We start from the raw sequence: 20502 nt of genomic DNA, 5'->3' as shown, positions 1-20502 counted from the left end.
AAGTATTTTATTTCTTAACCATATTTCTACGCAGTCTGGTAAGGGTTTCGGGGGTGATTCCAATATAGGAAGCAATCATATGTTGAGGTATACGGTTGACAATATGAGGATATTTTTCAAGGAAATTTTGATATTTTTCTTCTGCCGTAAAACTGATATTCGCTAAAATCCTGCTTTGGGAAACAATAAAACTTTTTTGGATAATCTGATTCACCAGTTGATTTAATTGAGGAATTTCCAAACATATCTTTTCAAAATCTGATTTTTCGATTAAAATCAATTCTGTAGGTTCAATGGCATCGATATTCAGACGTGATGGAGTTCCATTATGGAGGCTTTCACGATCTCCGGTCCAATAATGCTCCGGCGCAAAGTTGATGATGTGTTCTGTTCCGTTTTCAGCGATAGAAAAAGTTTTCACTAAACCTCTACAAATAAAAGTATTGTAATGCCAAATATCTCCTTCCTGTAAAAGAAATTGCTTTTTTCGCAGTTTTTTAGGTTTACATACTGATTCTATTAACTGGACTTCGTGATCTGAAAGTTCTATTTTATCGGTAAGGTATTTTAGGAAAATATCGAACATTGAGTATAGGTTATAGAACAAATGTAATTATTATCTGCCTAATTAGGAATTCTATTACGATCAAAAATTCTATAACCTATACTTATTTCTCTAATTCTCATGAAAAAATAACCATATTTTCCTTGTATATCTCCCACTTACCTGTTAATTTCCCTGTGATGGCTCATTCAGATAGTCATTATTGATATCTTTTTCTTTTTTGATATCTGTTTTTCCGAATTTATAGCTGAAACTTATCCCAAAAGAACGGAACGGTAGCTGTCTTACAGAATAGGAATCATAATCTCCCGTATTCACCGTGGTTACCTGTTTGATATATTTATTGAAAGGATTCGTCATGGTAAATCCGATGCTTGCTTTTTTGTTCCAGAATACTTTTCTCCCGGCAAGAGTGTAGGTGATGGATTGCGGATTTTTCCCTTGAATATTTTTGGCGGCAGAATTATAATTTCCAAATGCTTCTAAGACGAAATTGTTTGGAAACTGATAGTTTACATTTAAATTTAAACGGTAGCGCATTCCCATATCCAGATCTCCTACATAAATATGGCTTACAATATAGCGGTGAAATACCATTAGATTTCCACGCAGATTCAGTTTATTATTCAAAAAAGGAAGTGAAGCCGAAACGATTGCCCCAGAATTATATTCTTTCCCGATATTATCTCTTGAAGAGACAGAAACATTGGTATAGTCTACTCCATTAGCTGTAAAAACGGGATAAAATGTTGTTATCTGCTTTAAATCCTGGCTGTTGATTCTCTCTACCAACGTCATCGAAATATTTCCTCCGTTTCCAAGATTTTTGCTGTATCCGAATTCCATATTATCCCCAATTTCAGGTTTCAGTGAAGGATTTCCGGTAGTGATATTGTGCGGATCACTAATGTTTAAAAACGGATTGAGTTCTGAATATTCCGGCCTTTCAACTCTTCTTGTATATGCTAATTTTAAAGTTCCGTTATTATCAAATTTATGAGATAAAATAAGTGACGGTACAAACAAACCATACGACGGAATATTGGTTCCTGGGAAATCAATCTTTAAAGTGGTGTACTCGTAACGTGCTCCGGCTCTCAGATCCAGCCAATTAAAAAATTTAAAGGTAGAAGAAAAATACGCGGCATAAATTCCCATATCATATTTCAGATTATAGGACTGTAACGGATCTTTTTCATATTGGTTAAAAGCATTCAAAACGCTCACATCGGTTGTATTGGTAATATGCTGAAGCACTGTTTTCCCACCCATTTCAAATGTTATATTGTCTGTTAGTGGATGTACATAATCAACAGAAAGATTGTGACTGTTATCGGTTCCCGGATTATTGGCAGAGGTTCCGTTGTAAGGAAAAGCTGCTCCATACAGACTTTGATTCTGAATATAGCTGCTTTCAGGCGTTCCGTAACTCACCACATAATCTGCGGTAAGTTCCTGACCGTCTTTTTGAAATGTTTTTCTATAGCTTAAACTTCCGTCAATTGAATTCACTGTTGATCGGTTATCCGAATTTCTGTATCCTAAAATAGACTGCTCATTACCGGAAGCATCTGTAATGTATTGTTCCTGATTGATAAATCCGATGCTTTTATTTCTGAAACTATTATAGGAAATGGATCCGCTGAACGTATTTGATTTATTGATTGACCAGTCAAATCCCATTCCTGTACGGTATCCGTGTCTTTGAAAATCTGTATACCCATCCTGCAACAATCTCGTTTGAGAATTGGTCTGGCTATCCCTTGAAATTCTGTCCTGTGAAAAAGGTGTTCTTGATTTCAGCTGTGTATTTCCGCTGAAAAAAGCATTCATACTGAAATTATTATTCCTGTAGTTTAAATTCAGAGAGCCTGTTTCAAATCGTGTTCCTAAAGAACCATTGATGATTCCATTGATCCCTTTTACTTTACTGTCATTTAAAACTATATTGATGATCCCTCCTGTTCCCTGTGCATCGTACTTCGCGCCGGGACTTGTAACCGCTTCAATACTTTTGATCTGACTGGCAGGAATGGAAGCAAGCGCATCGGCAAGACTGTTTCCGAATATGCTGGAAGGTTTTCCGTTAATCAGAAATCTGACATTGGGATTTCCCTGCAGTTCTACATTTCCGTCTGCATCTACGGTTACCTGCGGTACTTTTCTCAAAACATCTATTGCAGCCCCGTTTTGTGAAGTGAGATCATTGGCAACATTATAGACAATCTTATCTATTTTATTCTCTACCACAGCTTTTTTCCCAACAATGGTAACTGCTTCAATGGTTTTGATCCGGTTTACTTTTATAGAATCATTTGCTTTTCCTTTCGCCGTTTCCGGGGTTGTGGTTTGGGCATTTGCTAATGCTACGGCTATTGTCGCCAGAAGAACTGATATTCGCTTCACAATGTTTATTATTATAGTGCAAAATTGAAATGCAATTCTGAAAAGAAATTGAATTTTAGAGATATTTCGGAAAAATTATACATAAATAATCATATTTTGATTTCTTAAAACTCTTTTTTTGTTTTTTATATTTATTTATATCATCTTTGCGCTTTATTAATATTTGGTCTAAATAAATATAAAAGAACAAATTATGATTTGTACCTCCCCAAAAAAAATAGAATTTAAGGGCAATAATTCTACCTAAGCTTTCTACACATCCTTATTTAACATTCTCAAAAACAATTTTAAATTTTAATACTCATCTCCGGAATTTAATTTTTATTAAAACCTGAGATCAATTATTTTTCAACATGATTAAACGATTAATTTATCTATTTTTAGTTCTTTTTTCTTTGTTCTCTTTTGCGCAAAACAAAACAGGAACAATCTCAGGAACCATTACTTCTATTGAAGATGAACCGCTGGAACTTGTTTCGGTATCTCTTACAGAACTTAATAAGAGTACGCTTACCGATATTAAGGGAAATTTCAATTTTTCTCAGGTCGCACCAGGAAATTATACGATTAAAATACAAATGATAGGGCTTAAAGAACAGCAAATTCCTATCGAAGTAAAGGAAGATGAAAATACGCCGGTCAATTATAAACTTTCAAAAGAAAATATTCAGGCATTGCAGGAAGTAAGGATTATCGGGAACAGTTCTACGGTAACCAGAAAAGAAAGCCCTTATGTGGCAAAATTACCTATTAAATACTTAGAAAACCCGCAGGTTTACAATACAGTTCCTAAAGAACTGATCACTCAGCAGATGGCAGTTGATCTGGGAAGTGTTTCAAAGAATGTTCCCGGAGCAGGTATTCCGATGATTGCCAATCAGGGAAGGGTAACTTTCCGTTCCCGTGGGTTTGAAACTGAACCCAATGCAAGAAACGGTGTTGCCGGAGCAGCATTCTCATTTTTAGATAATGCTAACTTAGAGAGAATTGAAGCCATTAAAGGTCCTTCCACTACCCTATTCGGAACACAGGTTTCCAGTAGTTATGGAGGTTTATACAACAGAGTGACTAAAAAACCTTATAACGGAACGGGCGGAGAAGTAAGCTACACTGGTGGAAGCTGGAATTTTAACAGACTGGCTTTTGACGCCAATACACCAATCAACGGAGATAAAACGGCATTGTTAAGATTAAACGGAGCTACGACTTTCGAAAAAAGCTTTCAGGATAATGGTTTTACCAACAGTTTAGCACTCGCACCCAGTTTTTCATATCAGATCAATGACAGATTATCTTTATTATTGGATGTAGAATTTGGAATCGCAAAAGGAACTTCTGTGGTTCGTTTCAATCCTTATACAAAAAGTAACAAAATTCAGTCGATTGAGGATATTAACTTTCCTTATAAAAGAACTTTTTTAGGAGATGATATCACCTACTCTACTCAAATGATGAATATTTTCGGGCAGTTAAACTACAAAATATCCTCTTCATGGACTTCACAAACCATATTTTCCCGCGCCAGATCAACCATCAACGGTTATATCACAGCTTTGAACGGTAAATCGGACACTACTATTCAGCCTAGTGTGATCGTAGGAAATACCAATTTTATCGCCACCAATTTACAGCAAAACTTTATCGGAGATTTCTACCTCGGAAAATTCCGAAACAGAATGGTGGTAGGTTTAGATTATTATAATAATTACAACAATTTTGACAGGGTAACTGTAAATGCTCCTGCTGTAGATTTCATCAATACTCCAAGTACGTACAGAGTAACGAGAGATATGCTGGATACTCTTGCAAATACAGGTACTCCAAGAAAGGAAAAAAGCAGCGACGATACATATGCAGCATATGTTTCAGATGTTTTTGATATCACCGACCGTCTGAAAGTAATGGCAAGTTTAAGAGTAGACAGCTTCCATTATAATGGGGTTTACAATATTCTGACCGGTGAAACGGCAGGTGGTCTTAGTGTGAGCGGATTGCAGGCAGGGCCTTACACACAAACTGCTTTATCTCATAAGTCCGGTTTAATTTATGAAGTTGTAAAAGATAAAGTCTCCTTATTCGGAAACTACCTGAACGGATTTTTTAATATCAGCGGTGTTGATAAAAACGGAAACAACTTCGTTCCGCAAAAAGGAAATCAGTTAGAATTCGGAGCAAAAGCAGATGTATTCAATCACAGACTTGTCGGTACCATCAGCTATTATGACATTAAAGTTGATAATGTACTGAGAACAGATCCGGATGATGCCAATTTCTCTATTCAGGATGGTTCACAGTACAGCAAAGGTGTTGAGATAGATGTTACAGCAAATCCTGTAGCAGGATTGAACATCATTGTAGGATATGCCTATAACGACAGTAAATTCACAAAATCTGATGCTTCTGTTCTGAACTTACGCCCTGCAGCTTCAGGTCCTCAGAATATGTATAATTTCTGGGTAAGCTATGCGTTTACAAAAGGGAAATTCAGCGGTTTCGGAGCCGGTTTCGGAGGAAATATCGGAAGTATGTCTTATCAGACAAATACACAAACGGCAAAAGTGATCATTCCTTCTTACAAAATGTTTGATGCAAGTATTTTCTACGACCGTCCGAAATACAGACTAGGGCTAAAAATCGACAATATTACCAGTGAAAAAGCATGGTCGGTAAGGTTGACACCACAAGCTCCTATCAGATTTTTGGCAAGTATTGCATTGAAATTCTAAATAACTCTTTTACTGTGAAAAAAGTTTTTTATTTAATTCTCTGTCTTTTGCTAAGTAATTTAGCTTATGCCGACGGATATTGGCTGGAACTTCAAGGTTCCGGAAAAAAGGGTGACACCTTAATGATTAAAGTCCGTTATGGTGGCGTAAATGAAAGCAAAGAAAGGTATATCAAAAGCGGAGAAGATCTTAATAAAATGAAAGATTTTATTGTTACGGTCATTAGTCCGGCAGGAAAGAAATCTGATATTACTATTCAACAAAAAAAAGATTTCTGGATCGGATATTATATCCCAAAAACTGACGGAACGTATCATGTTTTTGCTGTTGATGAAAAACTTCCTGTCGTAGAAAGAGAAGATCAGAAACAGAATATCAAGCCTACCCAATATTTACATACAACCTATACTATTGGTAAGAAGAATGAACAGAAAATGATAATGCCTTATCTGAATCTGGATGTCAATCTTAAAAATAAAGAAGCTGTAATTTCTGCTTATATTGATGGAAAACCTGTAGAAAAAGGAACTCCACTGCGCGTTTTCTTACCGGATAATCAGGATATAAAATTAAATACCGATGAAAATGGAAAAGCTGTACTTCCCGGTCTTTTAAAAGGTCAATATCTTATAAGATTAGATAAAACGATAGAACATGAAGATATTTTTGAAGGAAAAAAATATTTTGCAGAAAGACATCGCTGCGATTATACCCTGAATGTACATTAAAAAGACATTTATCATTAATAAAAAAGATACGAATTTGCGTTCGTATCTTTTTTGTTTTTTTAGTATAATGAGATCAGTACATATAATTAAGAATTTTTATTATTGCGGATAGAATTTCATCTGCTCAAAAACATAATTAGGCTTCGCTCTTAGGAGATCTATTAACTGTTTGAGCTCAGATTCTTCCCAGGGTTTCTGAAACATTTCATCATGAATAAGCATTACTACATTGTTTTTTGTAAATGTATTGCCCGAATTGCAAAGATTTTGTACAGCCTTATACATCTCATCAACTGATTGTATAGGTGTTCCGTCACTGTCGCGATGTTGCCACTCTACATCCCAACCCATTACTTTATAGCCCAGCTTTGCCAGCTGATCTGCTGTTTGAATTCCATTTGAAACATCATTTTTTGATTTTCCGTTGAGGCGCCACATATTACGTCCCGGAAGACGTACAATTTTATAAGGAAGCTTCAGTAAGCTTTGGTTATAAAGAATATCTTTCACTGATTTCTGAACATCATTATAAAAAGCTTCATAATGGTTGTTGGCGTGTGTAAAACTGTGATTATATTCATCAATATAAGGATCCTCCTCATAATATTTGGCATACGTATCCATCTGCTTATCCTTGATCACATGTTCTCCAACCATGAAAACACTGATCTTTATTTTTTCCTTTAAAATAATATCGTTGATATTCTCGCTTCCATTCAAAGGACTGTCATCAAAGGTGAGATAAACATAGCATTTGCTTTGTGCATCGCTTTGGCTTGAAATCCCCAACAGAATTATTACCAGAAATGAAAGAATTTTTTTCATGTCAATAGTTTTGATAAAGATAGCTAAAAATCAAAGGATTTTTTAGTTATTTTTGATCTGAGCGCCACGCTACAGTTTCGTTAAAAAAATTGCTATGAAAATTGCCAAATTATCAAATATATTCACATTCATCCGATGGAAAGAGATCTTAGCAATTGTCGTTTTATTATTGGCATTTGTCTTTTTCAGAAGTGAAAGACATGAGCTGGCTTCTATAGGTCCTCAGTTAAAAAATTCAAAAATTGGATGGATTTTAGCGGGAATCTTCTTGGTCTTTATCTATATCTTTCTTCAGGGGTTAATGTATGTTACCAGCTTCCGGAGCGTTCAACTAAATGTTAAACTTTCAGATTCTATCAATCTGTTCCTGAAACGGAATCTTCTGAGTGTTTTTCTTCCTGCCGGAGGAGTAAGTTCTCTTGCCTATCTTCCCCGAAATATCAGAATTAAAGAATACAAATCTTCCAAAATTCATCAGGCAAGTGCCATTTATGGTTTTGTAGGTTTTCTGACCGTGCTTATGGTGGGAATTCCGTTGATTTTATACGCGGTGTCGGTGAATAAAGCTTTTAATGACAGCTGGATCGGAGTTGTTTCATTATCCATAATAGTTTTAGTACTGTATGCTATTTTTATTTCTTTCAGAAAAAAGAATTTCATTTACCGTTTCATCGAAAAAAAATCCCCTAAAATAATCAGTTCTGTTGATGAAATATTCAATAATGAAATTGATAGAAAATACTTTTGGTACACCGTTGCTATCTCGGTAATCATTGAATTTTGCGGTGTTTTTCATTTATTGATCGCGATGTATGCTTTTGGGGTTAAAGCTTCATTTACTGCAGCAGCAATCTCGTACGTTATCTCAATATTACTAATGATCGTTTCCCCTTTTTTAAGAGGATTGGGGGCCGTAGAATTTTCCTTGACCTATATTCTTTCTAATTTTGGGTATCATCATACAGAAGGATTGGGCATTACATTGCTTTACCGTTTTTTTGAATTCTGGCTGCCTTTACTTCTGGGAGTCGTTGCCTATCTGTGGAGCGGCAGAAAGCTATTTGCAAGATTGTTACCAGTACTTATGATATCCTTACTGGGAATTATAAATATCCTTTCCGTTATTACTCCTGCATTAGCCAATCGTTTATCTATTGTGAAAAATTATTTTTCCATAGACTTCATTCACATTTCAAAAATGTTTACGCTTTTGTCGGGAGTATTACTATTGGTTACTTCAGCTAATTTATTCAAAGGGACTAAACGGGCATGGTATTTTGCTATAATTCTTACCGTCAGTTCCATTATTTTTAACCTTACGAAAGCTCTGGATTATGAAGAATCATTGTTTGCCTTACTCACTTTGGGATTATTGATTTACAGTCGCAAAGAATATACTTTTAAGGTCAACAGAGTTTCGCTTCAGCGTGGATTCGGCTGGTTTGCAGGAATCTTCATCAGTATTTTCATTTTCAATTATCTGAGTTTTTACTTTATCGACAAATCACATTTCGGGATAGATTTTAACAGAGAAGAAGCGCTTTATTATACTTTTCATACTTTTCTTTTATTCAAAGACACAGGATTGGTTCCTCTTACAGGTTTCGCCAGAGATTTTGAGAAACTTAATAACATTTTGGGAGTTATTTCGTGGCTGGTTCTTATTTTTTCTTTTTACCGCACCAATTCCAAATCGGAAGAAGATAATAAACTGGATCATGATAACGCCAGACTTCTGGTTGAAGAATACGGCTCTTCTTCGTTGGATTATTTTAAGCTGACCTCAGACAAGCAGTTATTTTTCACAGAAGATATCGCAGGTTTCTTAGCCTATCGTATAGCCAATGGTTTTGCCGTGGTTTTGGAAGATCCAGTATGTGCAGAAAGGGATAAAGTTCATTTAATTGAAGAATTCGAGAATTATTGTAAAAATAAAAGCCTGAAAACATCTTATTATCGGGTTGGAGAGAGTGAACTGCTTTACTTTTCCCCTTTCAAAAAACAACGGTTATTTATAGGTCAGGACGCCATTTTAGATGCGGAAAAATTCAGTTTAACCGGTAAAGACAAAAAATCGATCAGAAATGCAGTGAATGCTCTGGAAAAAGCAGGATTTAAATCTGAGATAAAATATGCGCCACAGGATGAAATCTTATTAGACAAGATCCAAAATGTATCGAACGAATGGCTAAGAGAATTTGATAAAAAGGAAATCGTCTTTGCCGAAGGAATGTTTGATCGTGATATCCTAAAGAATCAGGATCTGATTATTATTACAAACGGTGAAAAAGATTGTGTAGCCTTTTTGAACATCATTCCTCATTGTGCTTTAGATGAATGCAGCTATGATATGATCAGAAAAACAGAACAGGCACCTAACGGCAGCATTGATGCTTTAATCATAAGACTGGTAGAATACACAAAGAGTAAACAATTGAAATTCATTAACATGGGAATGACTCCCATGGCAGAAATAGAGCAACCCAACAACACAGCAGAACAGATATTAAAATTTGCTTATCAGCGGATCGGAAGCTTTAAACATTATCAGACCCTCAGAAATTTCAAAGAAAAATACGCTAATGTCTGGGAAAATAAATATTTAGTTTACAATAATGATTTAGACCTGCTACAACTGCCAACTGCTTTAAATAAAGTCATGAAGCCATGAAATCCATCGTTAAATTCATATTTTGCCTATCAATAGTATTTCTATTAGCAGGCTGTAATTCTAAAAACGATTTTCAGGTGACGGAATGGAACTCCAATTCCGACAAACCCATTATTTTTTATATCAGTGGGGATTCCGGATTTAATACGTTTACGAAAAGCATGGGAAAAGATCTTCACGCCTTCGGATATGATGTATTTGCCCTGAATACCCAATCTTATTTCTGGAATCAGAAAACTCCGGAACAGACTTCCTCTGCTATTGAGAACTATATTAACCAACAGCTAAAGGGAAGGCAGAATCAAAAAGTAATCCTTATAGGGTTTTCATTTGGGGCAGATGTTACTCCTTTCGTTTACAATCGGTTTTCAAGTCCTTTAAAGGACAATATTCAGAAGATATTTATCATTGGTCCTTCAAAAACAAATGATTTCAAAATTCATCTGGGAGAATATTTTGGACAAGTGATCAAAGGCAGTCTTCAGGTCATTCCGGAGATCAACCGGATGAAAAATGTCCCTGTCATGGTAATTCTCAGTGATTTTGAATTTGAAAACTTCCCCTATAAAGAGATAAAATTGGGCAAAAACTACACGATGAAGCATATTAAAGGGGACCATCACTATGGCGGAAACACACAAATGCTGACAAATTTTATCAACACCCATCTAAAATAAGTATTCGGTCTCATCTTCATTAATTTTAAAAACTTTCCTATACTATTCACTCATAAATACCTATTTCGTAAGGCTGAAGATTAAAACAAAAGAAATAAACCTGATCATTTCACATTTTTTAAGTCTAAATAAAAAATAAAATATGAATTTTGGAAAACTAAAGCGTTTAAAATCAACTACAAATCTATTCATCATGATAACTCAACACGATTTAAAATAGTAATATCAAAAAAAGTAGTATTTTTGTGAGGAATTGTAAATATTGTCTAATCGCTGATTTATTAGTAAATTAGACCTACCAATTTATGAAATATTAAAAATCACTCAAATGAAAAAAATAATTCTACTCCTTACTTGTACGTTTGGGATTTCGGTTTTTTCACAAATTAAAGTATTAAAAAACGAAACTTTAGTAGAGATTGGAAAAGATAATTCTGTAGGCTTATTCAAAAAAGACGACAAATTCACTATTAATTATCAGGATCTCAATACCAGTAATCTCAATACATTCAGATCATTTTCATTTTTAGATGTAAATGGTGACGTAGAAGGTCTCTATAAATTGATTACCGACGGTTTTATAGATCAGCCAACAGGAAATGTTACCCTGGAGTTACCCAACGACATCATTGAACTGCATTATGAAAAAAACTATGGTCAGCCTACCGTTCAGTTCATTCAGTACATCAATAAGAACAGAAAATATGTAGGTAAATCCCAGTTTTTAAATAAAAAACAAATTGACAAAATTTTTGGAGTAGGAACAACCAGATCAGCATTATACAAACCTGCTGCTAAGAACAATCTGGCTCCTGTCAACCCTATGCCTGCTCCGGAAACACAAAAACCTGCTGCTACCAAAGGGAAGAAACCAAAAAAATAATCAATAATATATAACTCATTCTATCAGGATGAGTTTTTTATTTTATTTTTGTAAAAAGATTCTCATACAATTATGTCCCTTCAAATAAATAATTTAACAAAAAAGTTTGCTGACCAAACTGCACTGAACAATATTAATATTTCAATTGATAAAAACGAAATCATCGGTCTTCTGGGTCCCAACGGAGCAGGAAAATCCACACTGATGAAATCTATTGTTGGGGCACTTACCATAGACGAAGGCCAAATTATTTTCAACGGGAAAAACATTACAGAATACGAGATCGAAAGCAAGAAGAAAATCGGTTTCTTACCTGAAAACAATCCTCTTTATCTGGAAATGTACGTAAAGGAATATTTACAATTTGTTGCCAACATTCACAAAATACCGGCAACCAGAGTAGATGAGGTTATTGAATTGGTAGGAATTACTCCGGAAAAATCTAAAAAAATCGGTCAACTTTCTAAAGGATACAAACAAAGAGTAGGTCTTGCACAAGCTATCATGCACCAACCTGACTTATTGATTCTGGATGAGCCAACCAACGGTCTTGATCCTAACCAAATCATTGAGATCAGACATGTGGTGAAAGAAATTGGTCAGCAAAAAACAGTTCTACTTTCTACGCACATCATGCAGGAAGTGGAAGCACTGTGTTCCCGTGTGATTCTTATTCATAAAGGAAATATTCTTCAGGACTGTCCGATTGAAGAGTTCAAAGGCAAATTTGAAAGTTTGGAAGAAGCTTTTGCTAGTTATACAGCTTAAAAATAGAAAAATGCTCCAATCTTGGAGCATTTTCATTTTATCTATAATTAATGTAAACGCAAAGCTTTTATTTAAGAGATCTATAACATTAGAATTCAAAGGCAAAAAATTTGCTTCACAAAGCTCATCTACAGCTTCATCAAATCAACTTGTTGATTCTCCTTTGCTCCCTTAAATCATACATTCTCAACAAAATCTTTGCGTTAAAAAGAAAACTAAGAATTATCATCCGTCTTTTCCTCACTCACAGCAACCACTTCTACATTCTTCTTCTGAACTTGCTCCAACAGCTGAAGTCCCAACAAGCCACTGATTCCGCCATTCGCTGAGTCTCCGCTCCCGCCAATCAAAACTTCTGGCATTATTCTTACATTCTGACTGGCTATATTTTCCATAATTTTCAATTGGGTGAAGTTATTACCGCCCATCGCCTCAACAGATAATTTATAAGATTCTGCATTAGATTTACCAATGGCCAGAATTTTCTCTGCTTCGGCATTACCTGTTAACGAAATTTTTTCAGCATCTGCTTTTGCCAGCAATTCAATTTTTTCGGCTTCGGCTTTTGCAAGAAGTCTTGTTTTTTCGGCTTCACCAGTCGCTAAAAGCTTTAGTCTGTCTCCTTCTGCATTTGCCTGTAATCTCACAGAATTCGCATCTCCGGTTGCTTTTTTCACAGATGCATCTGCAATTCTTTCGGCAATTAAAACTCCCTGATCTGCTTTTACAATTTCTTTCTGCATATCAGCAACGGCAGTTTCTTTTTCCAAAGCTTGACGTGTTTCCTGAGCAAGCATTTCAGTTTCATAAGTGATTTTTTGTTCCTCTGCCAATTTTCTGTCTGTTAAGGTCTTCATCAAACTTTCGGGAGGAACAATTGCTCCGATCAAAGTATCAACTGCATTTACATTATATTGTTCCAAAACATTACTGATATGGTCTTTCGCAGACTGCTGTCTTTCTTTTCTGCTTCCTAAAAACGCAATGACGTCACTATCCTGCGCAGAATTTCGGAAATAGTTTCCAATGGTAGGCTCCAGAACTTGGCTGACAAGATTGATCATATTTCCGAAACGGGCAATCACTTTGGGAGCTTCATACGTTGGAATATGGATGATTTGCGAAACATCAAGGTTGAAAGGGAAACCGTCTTTACTTCGTACAGTAATCGTTGAAAGGTTTTTATCGAGTTGGTGAGATTCGCTTCTTTCATACGCCCAGTTTAACACCAAATTGGTGGTAGGAACAAGCTCCACTTTCATGATATAAGGATTGATTGGATATTTTCCGGGGCCAATCGGTTCTGCCCAAACTCCTTTATGCCCTTTTTCGACAATATTTCCGTGTTTAAAATCTACTCCACTCAAATCTTTTCCTTCTTCTCCGACATAGCTTATAATCACGCCGACATGACCAATCGGAATTTCAGTCATTCTCACCATTTCAACTTTTGTAAACCAGGGATTTAAGAAATAGGAACCCGCTAAAATTACCTGTTCCTGAAGACCTTTGTATCCTCCACTATTTAAAAAAGTATCAACATCCTGAAATTTATTGTGATCGTTAATAATTTTACCGGCAATCTGACCTTCATCTAAAGGACTTCCTTCCATTGTGGTGATAATTCCCACTGCATTATCCGGAATCTGTGTCATATCCGTCAATTCTATTTCAAACAATAATGTGTTGATTCTGTATGATCCCGGTGCAATGATCGCAGTTTGACGGCCTTTTCTCCCTCCGTTTTTTAAAAAAGCTTCCGCATCCTGAAAAGAATCACAATCTACTTTTCGTCCTAAAATTCTTCCGGTTTCCAGCTCAATACCGTCTTTTGCCAATAGTAGCCCTATCTTTCCCGTAGGAATTACAATGAAAGGCTGAAAATCAATAGAATATTGCCAGATCCACTTTCCGAAATACACTCCGGGAGCCAGAGTTTGCGCCTGAAAACCCGCTTCACCATTAGTGGCAATGATTCTTCCTTCAGGAAGTTCCTGCTTACCAACAAGCACAAATTTTTTGGTAACCAACCCTATTTTATCTTGGGGAACAATGATTAATCCAAAGAAAATTCTTAGAATAAATTTGTAAAAAATTACGCACAACAGTGCAATTACAGCTGGAACCATCCAGCCATGAAAAGTTAATTCCATAGTTTTTGTTTTTAATTAAATTTGAAAATGAGGATTCTGCTCTATTTTTCGGGATATGAAAAAACAGAGTATGAATTATTTGATAATTCTTTCGAAAAAATTAAGAAATTGTGGGAGGAGATGTATTAAAAATCGTGAAGGTGATTTCTGATACTTTTAATAGAAAAAACTTAAAGTTAATTAGTTTCATTTCAGTGGTAAAGGAACGAGATCCTTTTGTGGTACAAATGTACACAAGAAAAATATTCAGTTGTTTCAAAAAAATAAAATATTTTCCAACAGGAATCGCAAATAACTGAAAATCAATTTAATTATTTTCATAACAGGTAGGTATTCATTCAAACAAACTCACATTAACAGGCATAAAAGATTCTTTAGAATTGCAAAAAAGATGATTGATTGGCTTTAAATTTGATAATTTTAAACATCACCAATTAACATTAAAAAAATGATTAAAAAACTTTTATTTGTAGCTCTTTGTATTGCTCAGTTTTCATGGGTTACTGCAAATCCAACTCATGAAAATCCTGTTTCAAAAGAAAATTACAAACAGGAAAAAGTACCGAAATCGGTTATTATTAAAACCAAAAAGTTTAAGCTAAAAATAGACAAACAACCCAACGGAAAATACCTTTATCAGTCTTGGGCAGCAACCGGAAAAGTGACTTCAAAACCAAGTATGATTATTTCTGACGGAGAGTTGATTCCTGACGGAACCGGAGGAAATTATTATTATGAATTCAACAATAATGGGTATACTTATCAGGTTTGGAGAAATTATTTAACAAATTCTCCTAAAAAAGCACCTTATACTTTGATGGTCACTGATCAAAACGGGAAAACAATCGTTAATCAGGATGGACAAATCGTAAAGAATTAAAAATAAAAAACTCTCACTTTAACCCGTGAGAGTTTTGTTTTATGTGCCTGATTGCTTTATTTTTAGATAAAAATTACTTTCATCAAAACTTTCTTTTGCTGCATTATAACCTATATTAAAAATCTGCTCAAGACGGTCTTTTTTTCTTTCAAATGTTCCAAAACTGGATAGTTTCTGAGAGGAAATAAACCAGTCACAATACTCAAATTTCACTTTTTCAATCCTATAGGAAAGAAGGTCGTAAGAACGTGAAACAATGGCTTTAATTGACTTTAAGTCATCTATTTTAGTATCATGAGGCGGAGAAACAAAAACACCGATCAATTTATCACAATCGTCACGGATAATGTCTGCAGGAAAATTATTGAGAACACCTCCGTCACAAAACATTTCTTCCTGTAAGATATAAGGTGTTGTAATTCCCGGAATAGAGCACGAAGCTATAATAGCATCGGTTACCAGGAAATCATTATCGAAAATCTTTTCAGTACCGGAAACCAGTTCTGTAGCTACAATCCGTATTTCTTTATCTAAATCTCCTATTTTCATATCCTGAAAAACAGGCTTCAGATAGTTATTAAAAATAACCGAAGAAACCAATCCCGGCTGATTGAAGGTAAAATGTTTCCAGTTAAAGAAATAAACCGACTGGAAAAAATCAAGAATTTCTTCCGGTGTTTTTCCCACTGCATACAAACAACCGACAATAGAACCTGCGCTACAACAGGATAAAATATCTATATCAATATTTCTTTCAAGCAAAAATTTTAAAACTCCTGCATGGGCAATACCTTTGGTGCCACCTCCTGATAAAACCAATCCTGTTTTTTCAAAGTTCATTGAATAAATTTAAAGAAAACATCATTACACAATGCATTTAATAATCTAAATATTTTGTTAATTTTTCTGAAAAGAAAAACCACAGAAAATCTGTGGTTTTATTATTTAAGATTGATAGTCTCAAATTAAATGTGGATCACTTCTCCGTAAGCAGCAGCAGCAGCTTCCATGATAGCTTCAGAAACTGTCGGGTGCGGGTGAATAGACTTGATGATCTCGTGACCTGTAGTTTCTAGTTTTCTAGCAACAACAGCTTCAGCAACCATATCTGTAACTCCTTCTCCGATCATGTGGCAACCTAACCATTCACCATATTTAGCATCGAAAATGACTTTAACGAATCCGTCTGTATTTCCGTTTGCAGTAGCTTTACCACTTGCAGAAAGAGGGAATTTACCCACTTTGATTTCGTAACCTTTTTCTTTAGCCTGCTTTTCTGTAAGACCAACAGAAGCAACTTCAGGGTGACAGTATGTACATCCAGGAATATTGCCATAGTCGATTTTCTCAACGTGAAGTCCTTTGATTTTTTCAACACAAGTAATTCCTTCAGCAGAAGCAACATGCGCCAAAGCCTGAGTAGGAATCAAATCTCCGATTGCATAGTAACCAGGAACTGAAGTTTCGTACCATTCGTTTACCAAAACTCTACCTTTATCTGTCTGGATTCCTACTTCTTCAAGACCTATGTTCTCGATGTTTGCAGCAATACCTACAGCAGATAATAAGATATCAGCTTCAAGAACGATGTTTCCTTTAGCAGTTTTCACAGTAGCTTTTACTCCTTCTCCGCTTGTGTCAACACTTTCTACTGAAGCATTGGTCATAATTTCGATACCTGATTTTTTCAGAGATTTTTCTAAGTGTTTAGAAACGTCCTCATCCTCTACAGGAACGATGTTTGGCATAAATTCAACAACAGTTACTTTAGTACCCATTGTGTTATAGAAATCAGCAAATTCTACTCCAATAGCTCCAGAACCTACAACGATCATAGATTTTGGCTGCTCAGGAAGAGATAATGCCTGTCTGTATCCGATTACTTTTTTACCGTCCTGAGGTAAGTTTGGCAATTCTCTTGAACGAGCTCCTGTAGCGATAATGATATGAGTACCTGTATATTCAGTTACTTTCCCTTCGTTATCTGTAACAGAAACTTTTTTACCTTTCTGTACTTTTGCAGTTCCTAAAATAACATCGATTTTGTTCTTTTTCATCAAGAACTCAATTCCTTTGCTCATTTTGTTGGCAACTCCACGGCTTCTCTGAATTACATTTGGAAATTCAAAGCTACCTTCTACTTTATTTAAACCATAATCTTCAGCGTGGTTGATATAATGAAAAACCTGAGCCGATTTCAATAAAGCTTTAGTCGGAATACATCCCCAGTTAAGGCAAATTCCTCCTAAATTTTCTTTTTCGATAATTGCAGTTTTGAAACCCAATTGTGCCGCTCTAATTGCAGTAACATATCCACCAGGACCACTTCCGATGACAATAATATCGTAATTCATTAGTTTAAAATTTTTATGCGAATTTAAGGAAAAATATTGGATGAAGCACGTTTCTGTAAATTCGTGAAGCAATGCATAATAAATGCTGTTTTCATTTTATTTTAAACAAAAAAGAGAACACAAAAAGCGTTCTCTTTCAATAAAATTTACTTTAATTTAAAAATTTCACAAAACTGAAAGTATAGAATTAATCGATATCGATTTTACTATTTTTAAAAAATCTTTCAGATTACATCTTTCTAAGCAATTGTTTTTGGCTTCTGTATTTTTCATTCAAAGCTTTTAACTGATCTTGCTTCATCTTTTTCGTTGCCAACGGATGATTCAAAATTGCCTTTTTTTCCTGATTATATCTTTTGTCGAGCTCTTTTGATTTTATAGCAATCAATTCGCTTTTCGAAGGATGAGGCGGTGGTGTCGGATGTTGCTGTGCAAAAGCACCCGTTGATAAACCTACTAATAAAAGTGTTGATATAAATAACTTTTTCATGACATTTATTTTTGTGAACAAGTTTAATTAAATGATGAAAATTAACTAAATTCGTTCAGGTTCAAATTGGTTATTACATATATCATACCAATTAGTAAGTGCTGATGATAAACTAATTCTTTTTTTGATTAATATGAAAAAAAATATTTTAACCAGAGATATTATCTGGATGAAAGAGCCCGAAGAGCATGACTTCCCTGCCGCGCAAGATTATCTGGAACTTCTTTTCATCCCCACTCAAGCTGAAAAATTTGTAGAAGAACTCAAAAAAGCTTCTACGATCATGAAAAAATCTAAAGATATTCTTAGAGCCAGTAAGCTTGCTCTACTGCCGGAAACCAATATTCATGTCAAAGAAAATCTGAAAAAAGTGGAAAAAAATAAAAAACTGTCTCCTATTTTATTGGTACGAGGACAACATGAACTGATCATTGCAGACGGTTATCATCGACTATGCTGTAGCTATTATCTTACAGAAGATCTTGAAGTTCCCTGTAGATTAGTATAATCCCTAAATCAACTCATGATAAATGTGAAGACATGACTACAAACATAAGCTTCTCAAACGTTCTATTCTTTAATAATTTTAAATGTTTTATTTTCTATCTGTACCATATAGGTGCCTTTCTGCAGGCTGGAAACATCTACCGAGTTACCGCTAAAAGTTTTGACTAATTTCCCCGATACGTCATATATTTTTGCGTTATTTACTTTCTCTTTAGTTTTTAAAATGTTTTTTACCGGATTTGGGTATAGTACTGGTTTTTCAGATAGCGAGACCTCATCAGTATCTAAAGTAAATCCAAGCTTTACAATCCAGTAATCAAAGTTCCCGTGATTTCCGGAAGCATCTCCATCATTGGATTTTGAGTATCCTGCCAATATATATCCTGAATCGGCTGTTTGCTGAATAGAGTAAGCTCCGTCTACCTGTTGAGCAATATAATTATATCCATCCTGATCAGTTCCCCCTAATGCTTTTTGCCATTGAATTGCGCCTGCACCGTCCATTTTTGCAATCCAATAGTCAATATATCCGTGATTTCCGGAAACATCTCCATCATTACTTGTTGTAAATCCAAATACAATATATCCTCCATCTGATGTTTGCTGAACAGATTGGGCAAAATCGTTACCAGAACCACCCAATGCTTTTTTCCATTGTACACCTCCTGTACTATTCAGTTTTATCATCCAATAATCATTAAAAAAAATACCGTGAAAACCTGAACCCGCAACATCTCCGTCTTGAGAGTATACATGGCCAATTACAATGAATCCCCCATCTGTCGTTTGTCGAACAGAAGCGAGTGTATCTGTCCCGGTTCCTCCCAGTGTTTTCTGCCATTGTACAGCCCCTACATTATCAAGTTTTACAACCCAATAATCAAAATTCCCGTGATTTCCGGAAACATCTCCATCAACAGATGAGGTATTTCCCCCAATGATATAGCCTCCGTCTGTTGTTTGCTGTATGGAACGCAGATAATCATAACTCTGACCTCCTAAACTCCGCTGCCAATCTATAGCTCCTGATGAGGTCAGCTTTACCACCCAGCAATCTGCAGCTCCACGACTGAAGCAACAAACATCACCATTGTTTTCAGATGATGCATAGCATCCTACAATATATCCTCCATCCGGTGTTTGCTGTATGGAAGTCGCAGCATCATCACTATTTCCGCCTAGTGTTTTCTGCCATTGTATAGCACCTGCGCTACTTAGTTTTATTACCCAGGCGTCACTATTTCCATGATTTCCTGTAACATCTCCATCATTAGAATAGGTATATCCTGCTATAATATACCCATTATCGGCTGTTTGCTGAACATAAGAAGCCCCATCATTACCTGATCCTCCTAAAGTCCGGCTCCAATCTGTGCTTCCTGTTGAAGTCAGCTTTACCACCCAAATATCCTCTCCTCCGTGATTTCCCGATACATTTCCGTCATTAGAAGAAGTATATCCTACCACTATATATCCGCCATCTGCGGTTTGCTGAATAGAATTAGCATATTCATTACCTGATCCCCCTAATGATTTTTGCCATTGGATGACAGGCGCTTGTGCTGTTAATATTGTATAAACAATGCAATTAAAAATAAGTAAAAGTTTTTTTTTCATAGTTTCATAGTTTTTAATATTGTACAATACCAAACTTAATACAAGATATCAAGTTAGGATTAGGATAGAAAATTGAGACTCCATTTTTAATGTACTCCTGCTTTACTCAATGAAAATCAAATACTTTTAGTCTATATTTTCTTCCAAAAGTATTACGACACAAGGAATAAAAAGTAAAAAAAATTGGCCCCTTTAATTTCACTCGCTTATTAAATAAAGTTATATAAAAATTTAACAATTTTTAGTTTTCAT

16 protein-coding genes are annotated in these 20502 nt (G+C 35.3%); 8 read left to right on the top strand and 8 right to left on the bottom strand.

What is annotated here, in order from left to right:
• Nucleotides 1–7: 7 nt before the first annotated feature.
• Together JI747_RS11850 and JI747_RS11845 are read right to left on the bottom strand one after the other, a co-directional pair.
• Nucleotides 8–586: a Crp/Fnr family transcriptional regulator gene (locus tag JI747_RS11850; RefSeq protein WP_225688908.1), complete on the bottom strand. Its 579-nt coding sequence runs from the start codon at nt 584–586 to the stop codon at nt 8–10.
• A gap of 144 nt (nt 587–730) precedes the next feature.
• A complete protein-coding gene (locus tag JI747_RS11845) occupies nt 731–2971 on the bottom strand; it encodes a TonB-dependent receptor domain-containing protein (protein ID WP_225688906.1) in 2241 nt (746 codons plus the stop codon).
• Nucleotides 2972–3324: 353 nt separating this feature from the next.
• Between JI747_RS11845 and JI747_RS11840 the strand changes: the two genes are divergently transcribed.
• Nucleotides 3325–5697: a TonB-dependent receptor gene (locus JI747_RS11840; protein ID WP_225688903.1), complete on the top strand. Its 2373-nt coding sequence runs from the start codon at nt 3325–3327 to the stop codon at nt 5695–5697.
• A gap of 14 nt (nt 5698–5711) precedes the next feature.
• Nucleotides 5712–6425: a hypothetical protein gene (locus JI747_RS11835; protein ID WP_225688902.1), complete on the top strand. Its 714-nt coding sequence runs from the start codon at nt 5712–5714 to the stop codon at nt 6423–6425.
• Nucleotides 6426–6524: 99 nt separating this feature from the next.
• Here JI747_RS11835 and JI747_RS11830 read toward each other — a convergent pair whose 3' ends face one another.
• Complete coding sequence (locus JI747_RS11830) at nt 6525–7250, bottom strand: polysaccharide deacetylase family protein (RefSeq protein WP_225688901.1); 726 nt, start codon at nt 7248–7250, stop codon at nt 6525–6527.
• A gap of 94 nt (nt 7251–7344) precedes the next feature.
• On the opposite strand from JI747_RS11830, the gene JI747_RS11825 reads away from it, so the two are divergent.
• The 4 genes from JI747_RS11825 to JI747_RS11810 all read left to right on the top strand — a co-directional run bounded on the left by JI747_RS11825 (nt 7345) and on the right by JI747_RS11810 (nt 12249).
• Nucleotides 7345–9921 (top strand): phosphatidylglycerol lysyltransferase domain-containing protein, encoded by a 2577-nt coding sequence (locus JI747_RS11825; protein ID WP_225688899.1) that lies wholly within the window; start codon nt 7345–7347, stop codon nt 9919–9921.
• Complete coding sequence (locus JI747_RS11820; protein WP_225688897.1) at nt 9918–10598, top strand: virulence factor; 681 nt, start codon at nt 9918–9920, stop codon at nt 10596–10598. The genes JI747_RS11825 and JI747_RS11820 overlap by 4 nt, the downstream gene beginning before the upstream one ends.
• A 328-nt stretch (nt 10599–10926) precedes the next feature.
• Nucleotides 10927–11481, top strand: a complete 555-nt coding sequence (locus tag JI747_RS11815; protein WP_225688895.1) for a hypothetical protein — start codon at nt 10927–10929, stop codon at nt 11479–11481.
• A gap of 72 nt (nt 11482–11553) precedes the next feature.
• Nucleotides 11554–12249 (top strand): ABC transporter ATP-binding protein, encoded by a 696-nt coding sequence (locus JI747_RS11810; RefSeq protein ID WP_225688893.1) that lies wholly within the window; start codon nt 11554–11556, stop codon nt 12247–12249.
• A gap of 215 nt (nt 12250–12464) precedes the next feature.
• On the opposite strand, the gene JI747_RS11805 is transcribed toward JI747_RS11810, so the two are convergent.
• Entirely contained in the window at nt 12465–14402 is a 1938-nt protein-coding gene (locus JI747_RS11805; RefSeq protein WP_225688891.1) for an SPFH domain-containing protein, read from the bottom strand.
• 448 nt (nt 14403–14850) lie between these two features.
• Between JI747_RS11805 and JI747_RS11800 the strand changes: the two genes are divergently transcribed.
• Nucleotides 14851–15282: a hypothetical protein gene (locus tag JI747_RS11800; protein ID WP_225688889.1), complete on the top strand. Its 432-nt coding sequence runs from the start codon at nt 14851–14853 to the stop codon at nt 15280–15282.
• 39 nt (nt 15283–15321) lie between these two features.
• Here JI747_RS11800 and JI747_RS11795 read toward each other — a convergent pair whose 3' ends face one another.
• The 3 genes from JI747_RS11795 to JI747_RS11785 all read right to left on the bottom strand — a co-directional run bounded on the left by JI747_RS11795 (nt 15322) and on the right by JI747_RS11785 (nt 18126).
• A complete protein-coding gene (locus JI747_RS11795; protein WP_225688887.1) occupies nt 15322–16122 on the bottom strand; it encodes a patatin-like phospholipase family protein in 801 nt (266 codons plus the stop codon).
• 125 nt (nt 16123–16247) lie between these two features.
• Nucleotides 16248–17636 (bottom strand): dihydrolipoyl dehydrogenase, encoded by a 1389-nt coding sequence (lpdA, locus tag JI747_RS11790; RefSeq protein ID WP_225688885.1) that lies wholly within the window; start codon nt 17634–17636, stop codon nt 16248–16250.
• A 229-nt stretch (nt 17637–17865) separates the two neighbouring features.
• Nucleotides 17866–18126: a hypothetical protein gene (locus JI747_RS11785; RefSeq protein ID WP_225688883.1), complete on the bottom strand. Its 261-nt coding sequence runs from the start codon at nt 18124–18126 to the stop codon at nt 17866–17868.
• A gap of 133 nt (nt 18127–18259) precedes the next feature.
• Between JI747_RS11785 and JI747_RS11780 the strand changes: the two genes are divergently transcribed.
• The gene (locus JI747_RS11780) at nt 18260–18634 is read left to right on the top strand and encodes a hypothetical protein (protein WP_225688881.1); all 375 of its coding nucleotides are present in this window, start codon (nt 18260–18262) and stop codon (nt 18632–18634) included.
• A 62-nt stretch (nt 18635–18696) separates the two neighbouring features.
• Here the strand turns inward: JI747_RS11780 and JI747_RS11775 are convergent, their stop codons facing one another.
• On the bottom strand, nt 18697–20250 hold the full coding sequence (locus JI747_RS11775; RefSeq protein ID WP_225688879.1) for a T9SS type A sorting domain-containing protein: 1554 nt from the start codon (nt 20248–20250) through the stop codon (nt 18697–18699).
• Between the last annotated feature and the right edge of the window lie 252 nt (nt 20251–20502).

The sequence above is a fragment of the Chryseobacterium tagetis genome, from assembly GCF_016735585.2.
GTDB lineage: Bacteria > Bacteroidota > Bacteroidia > Flavobacteriales > Weeksellaceae > Chryseobacterium > Chryseobacterium tagetis.
Note: the sequence above shows the minus strand (reverse complement) of the source record. Positions and strands in the feature narration are given on the sequence as shown.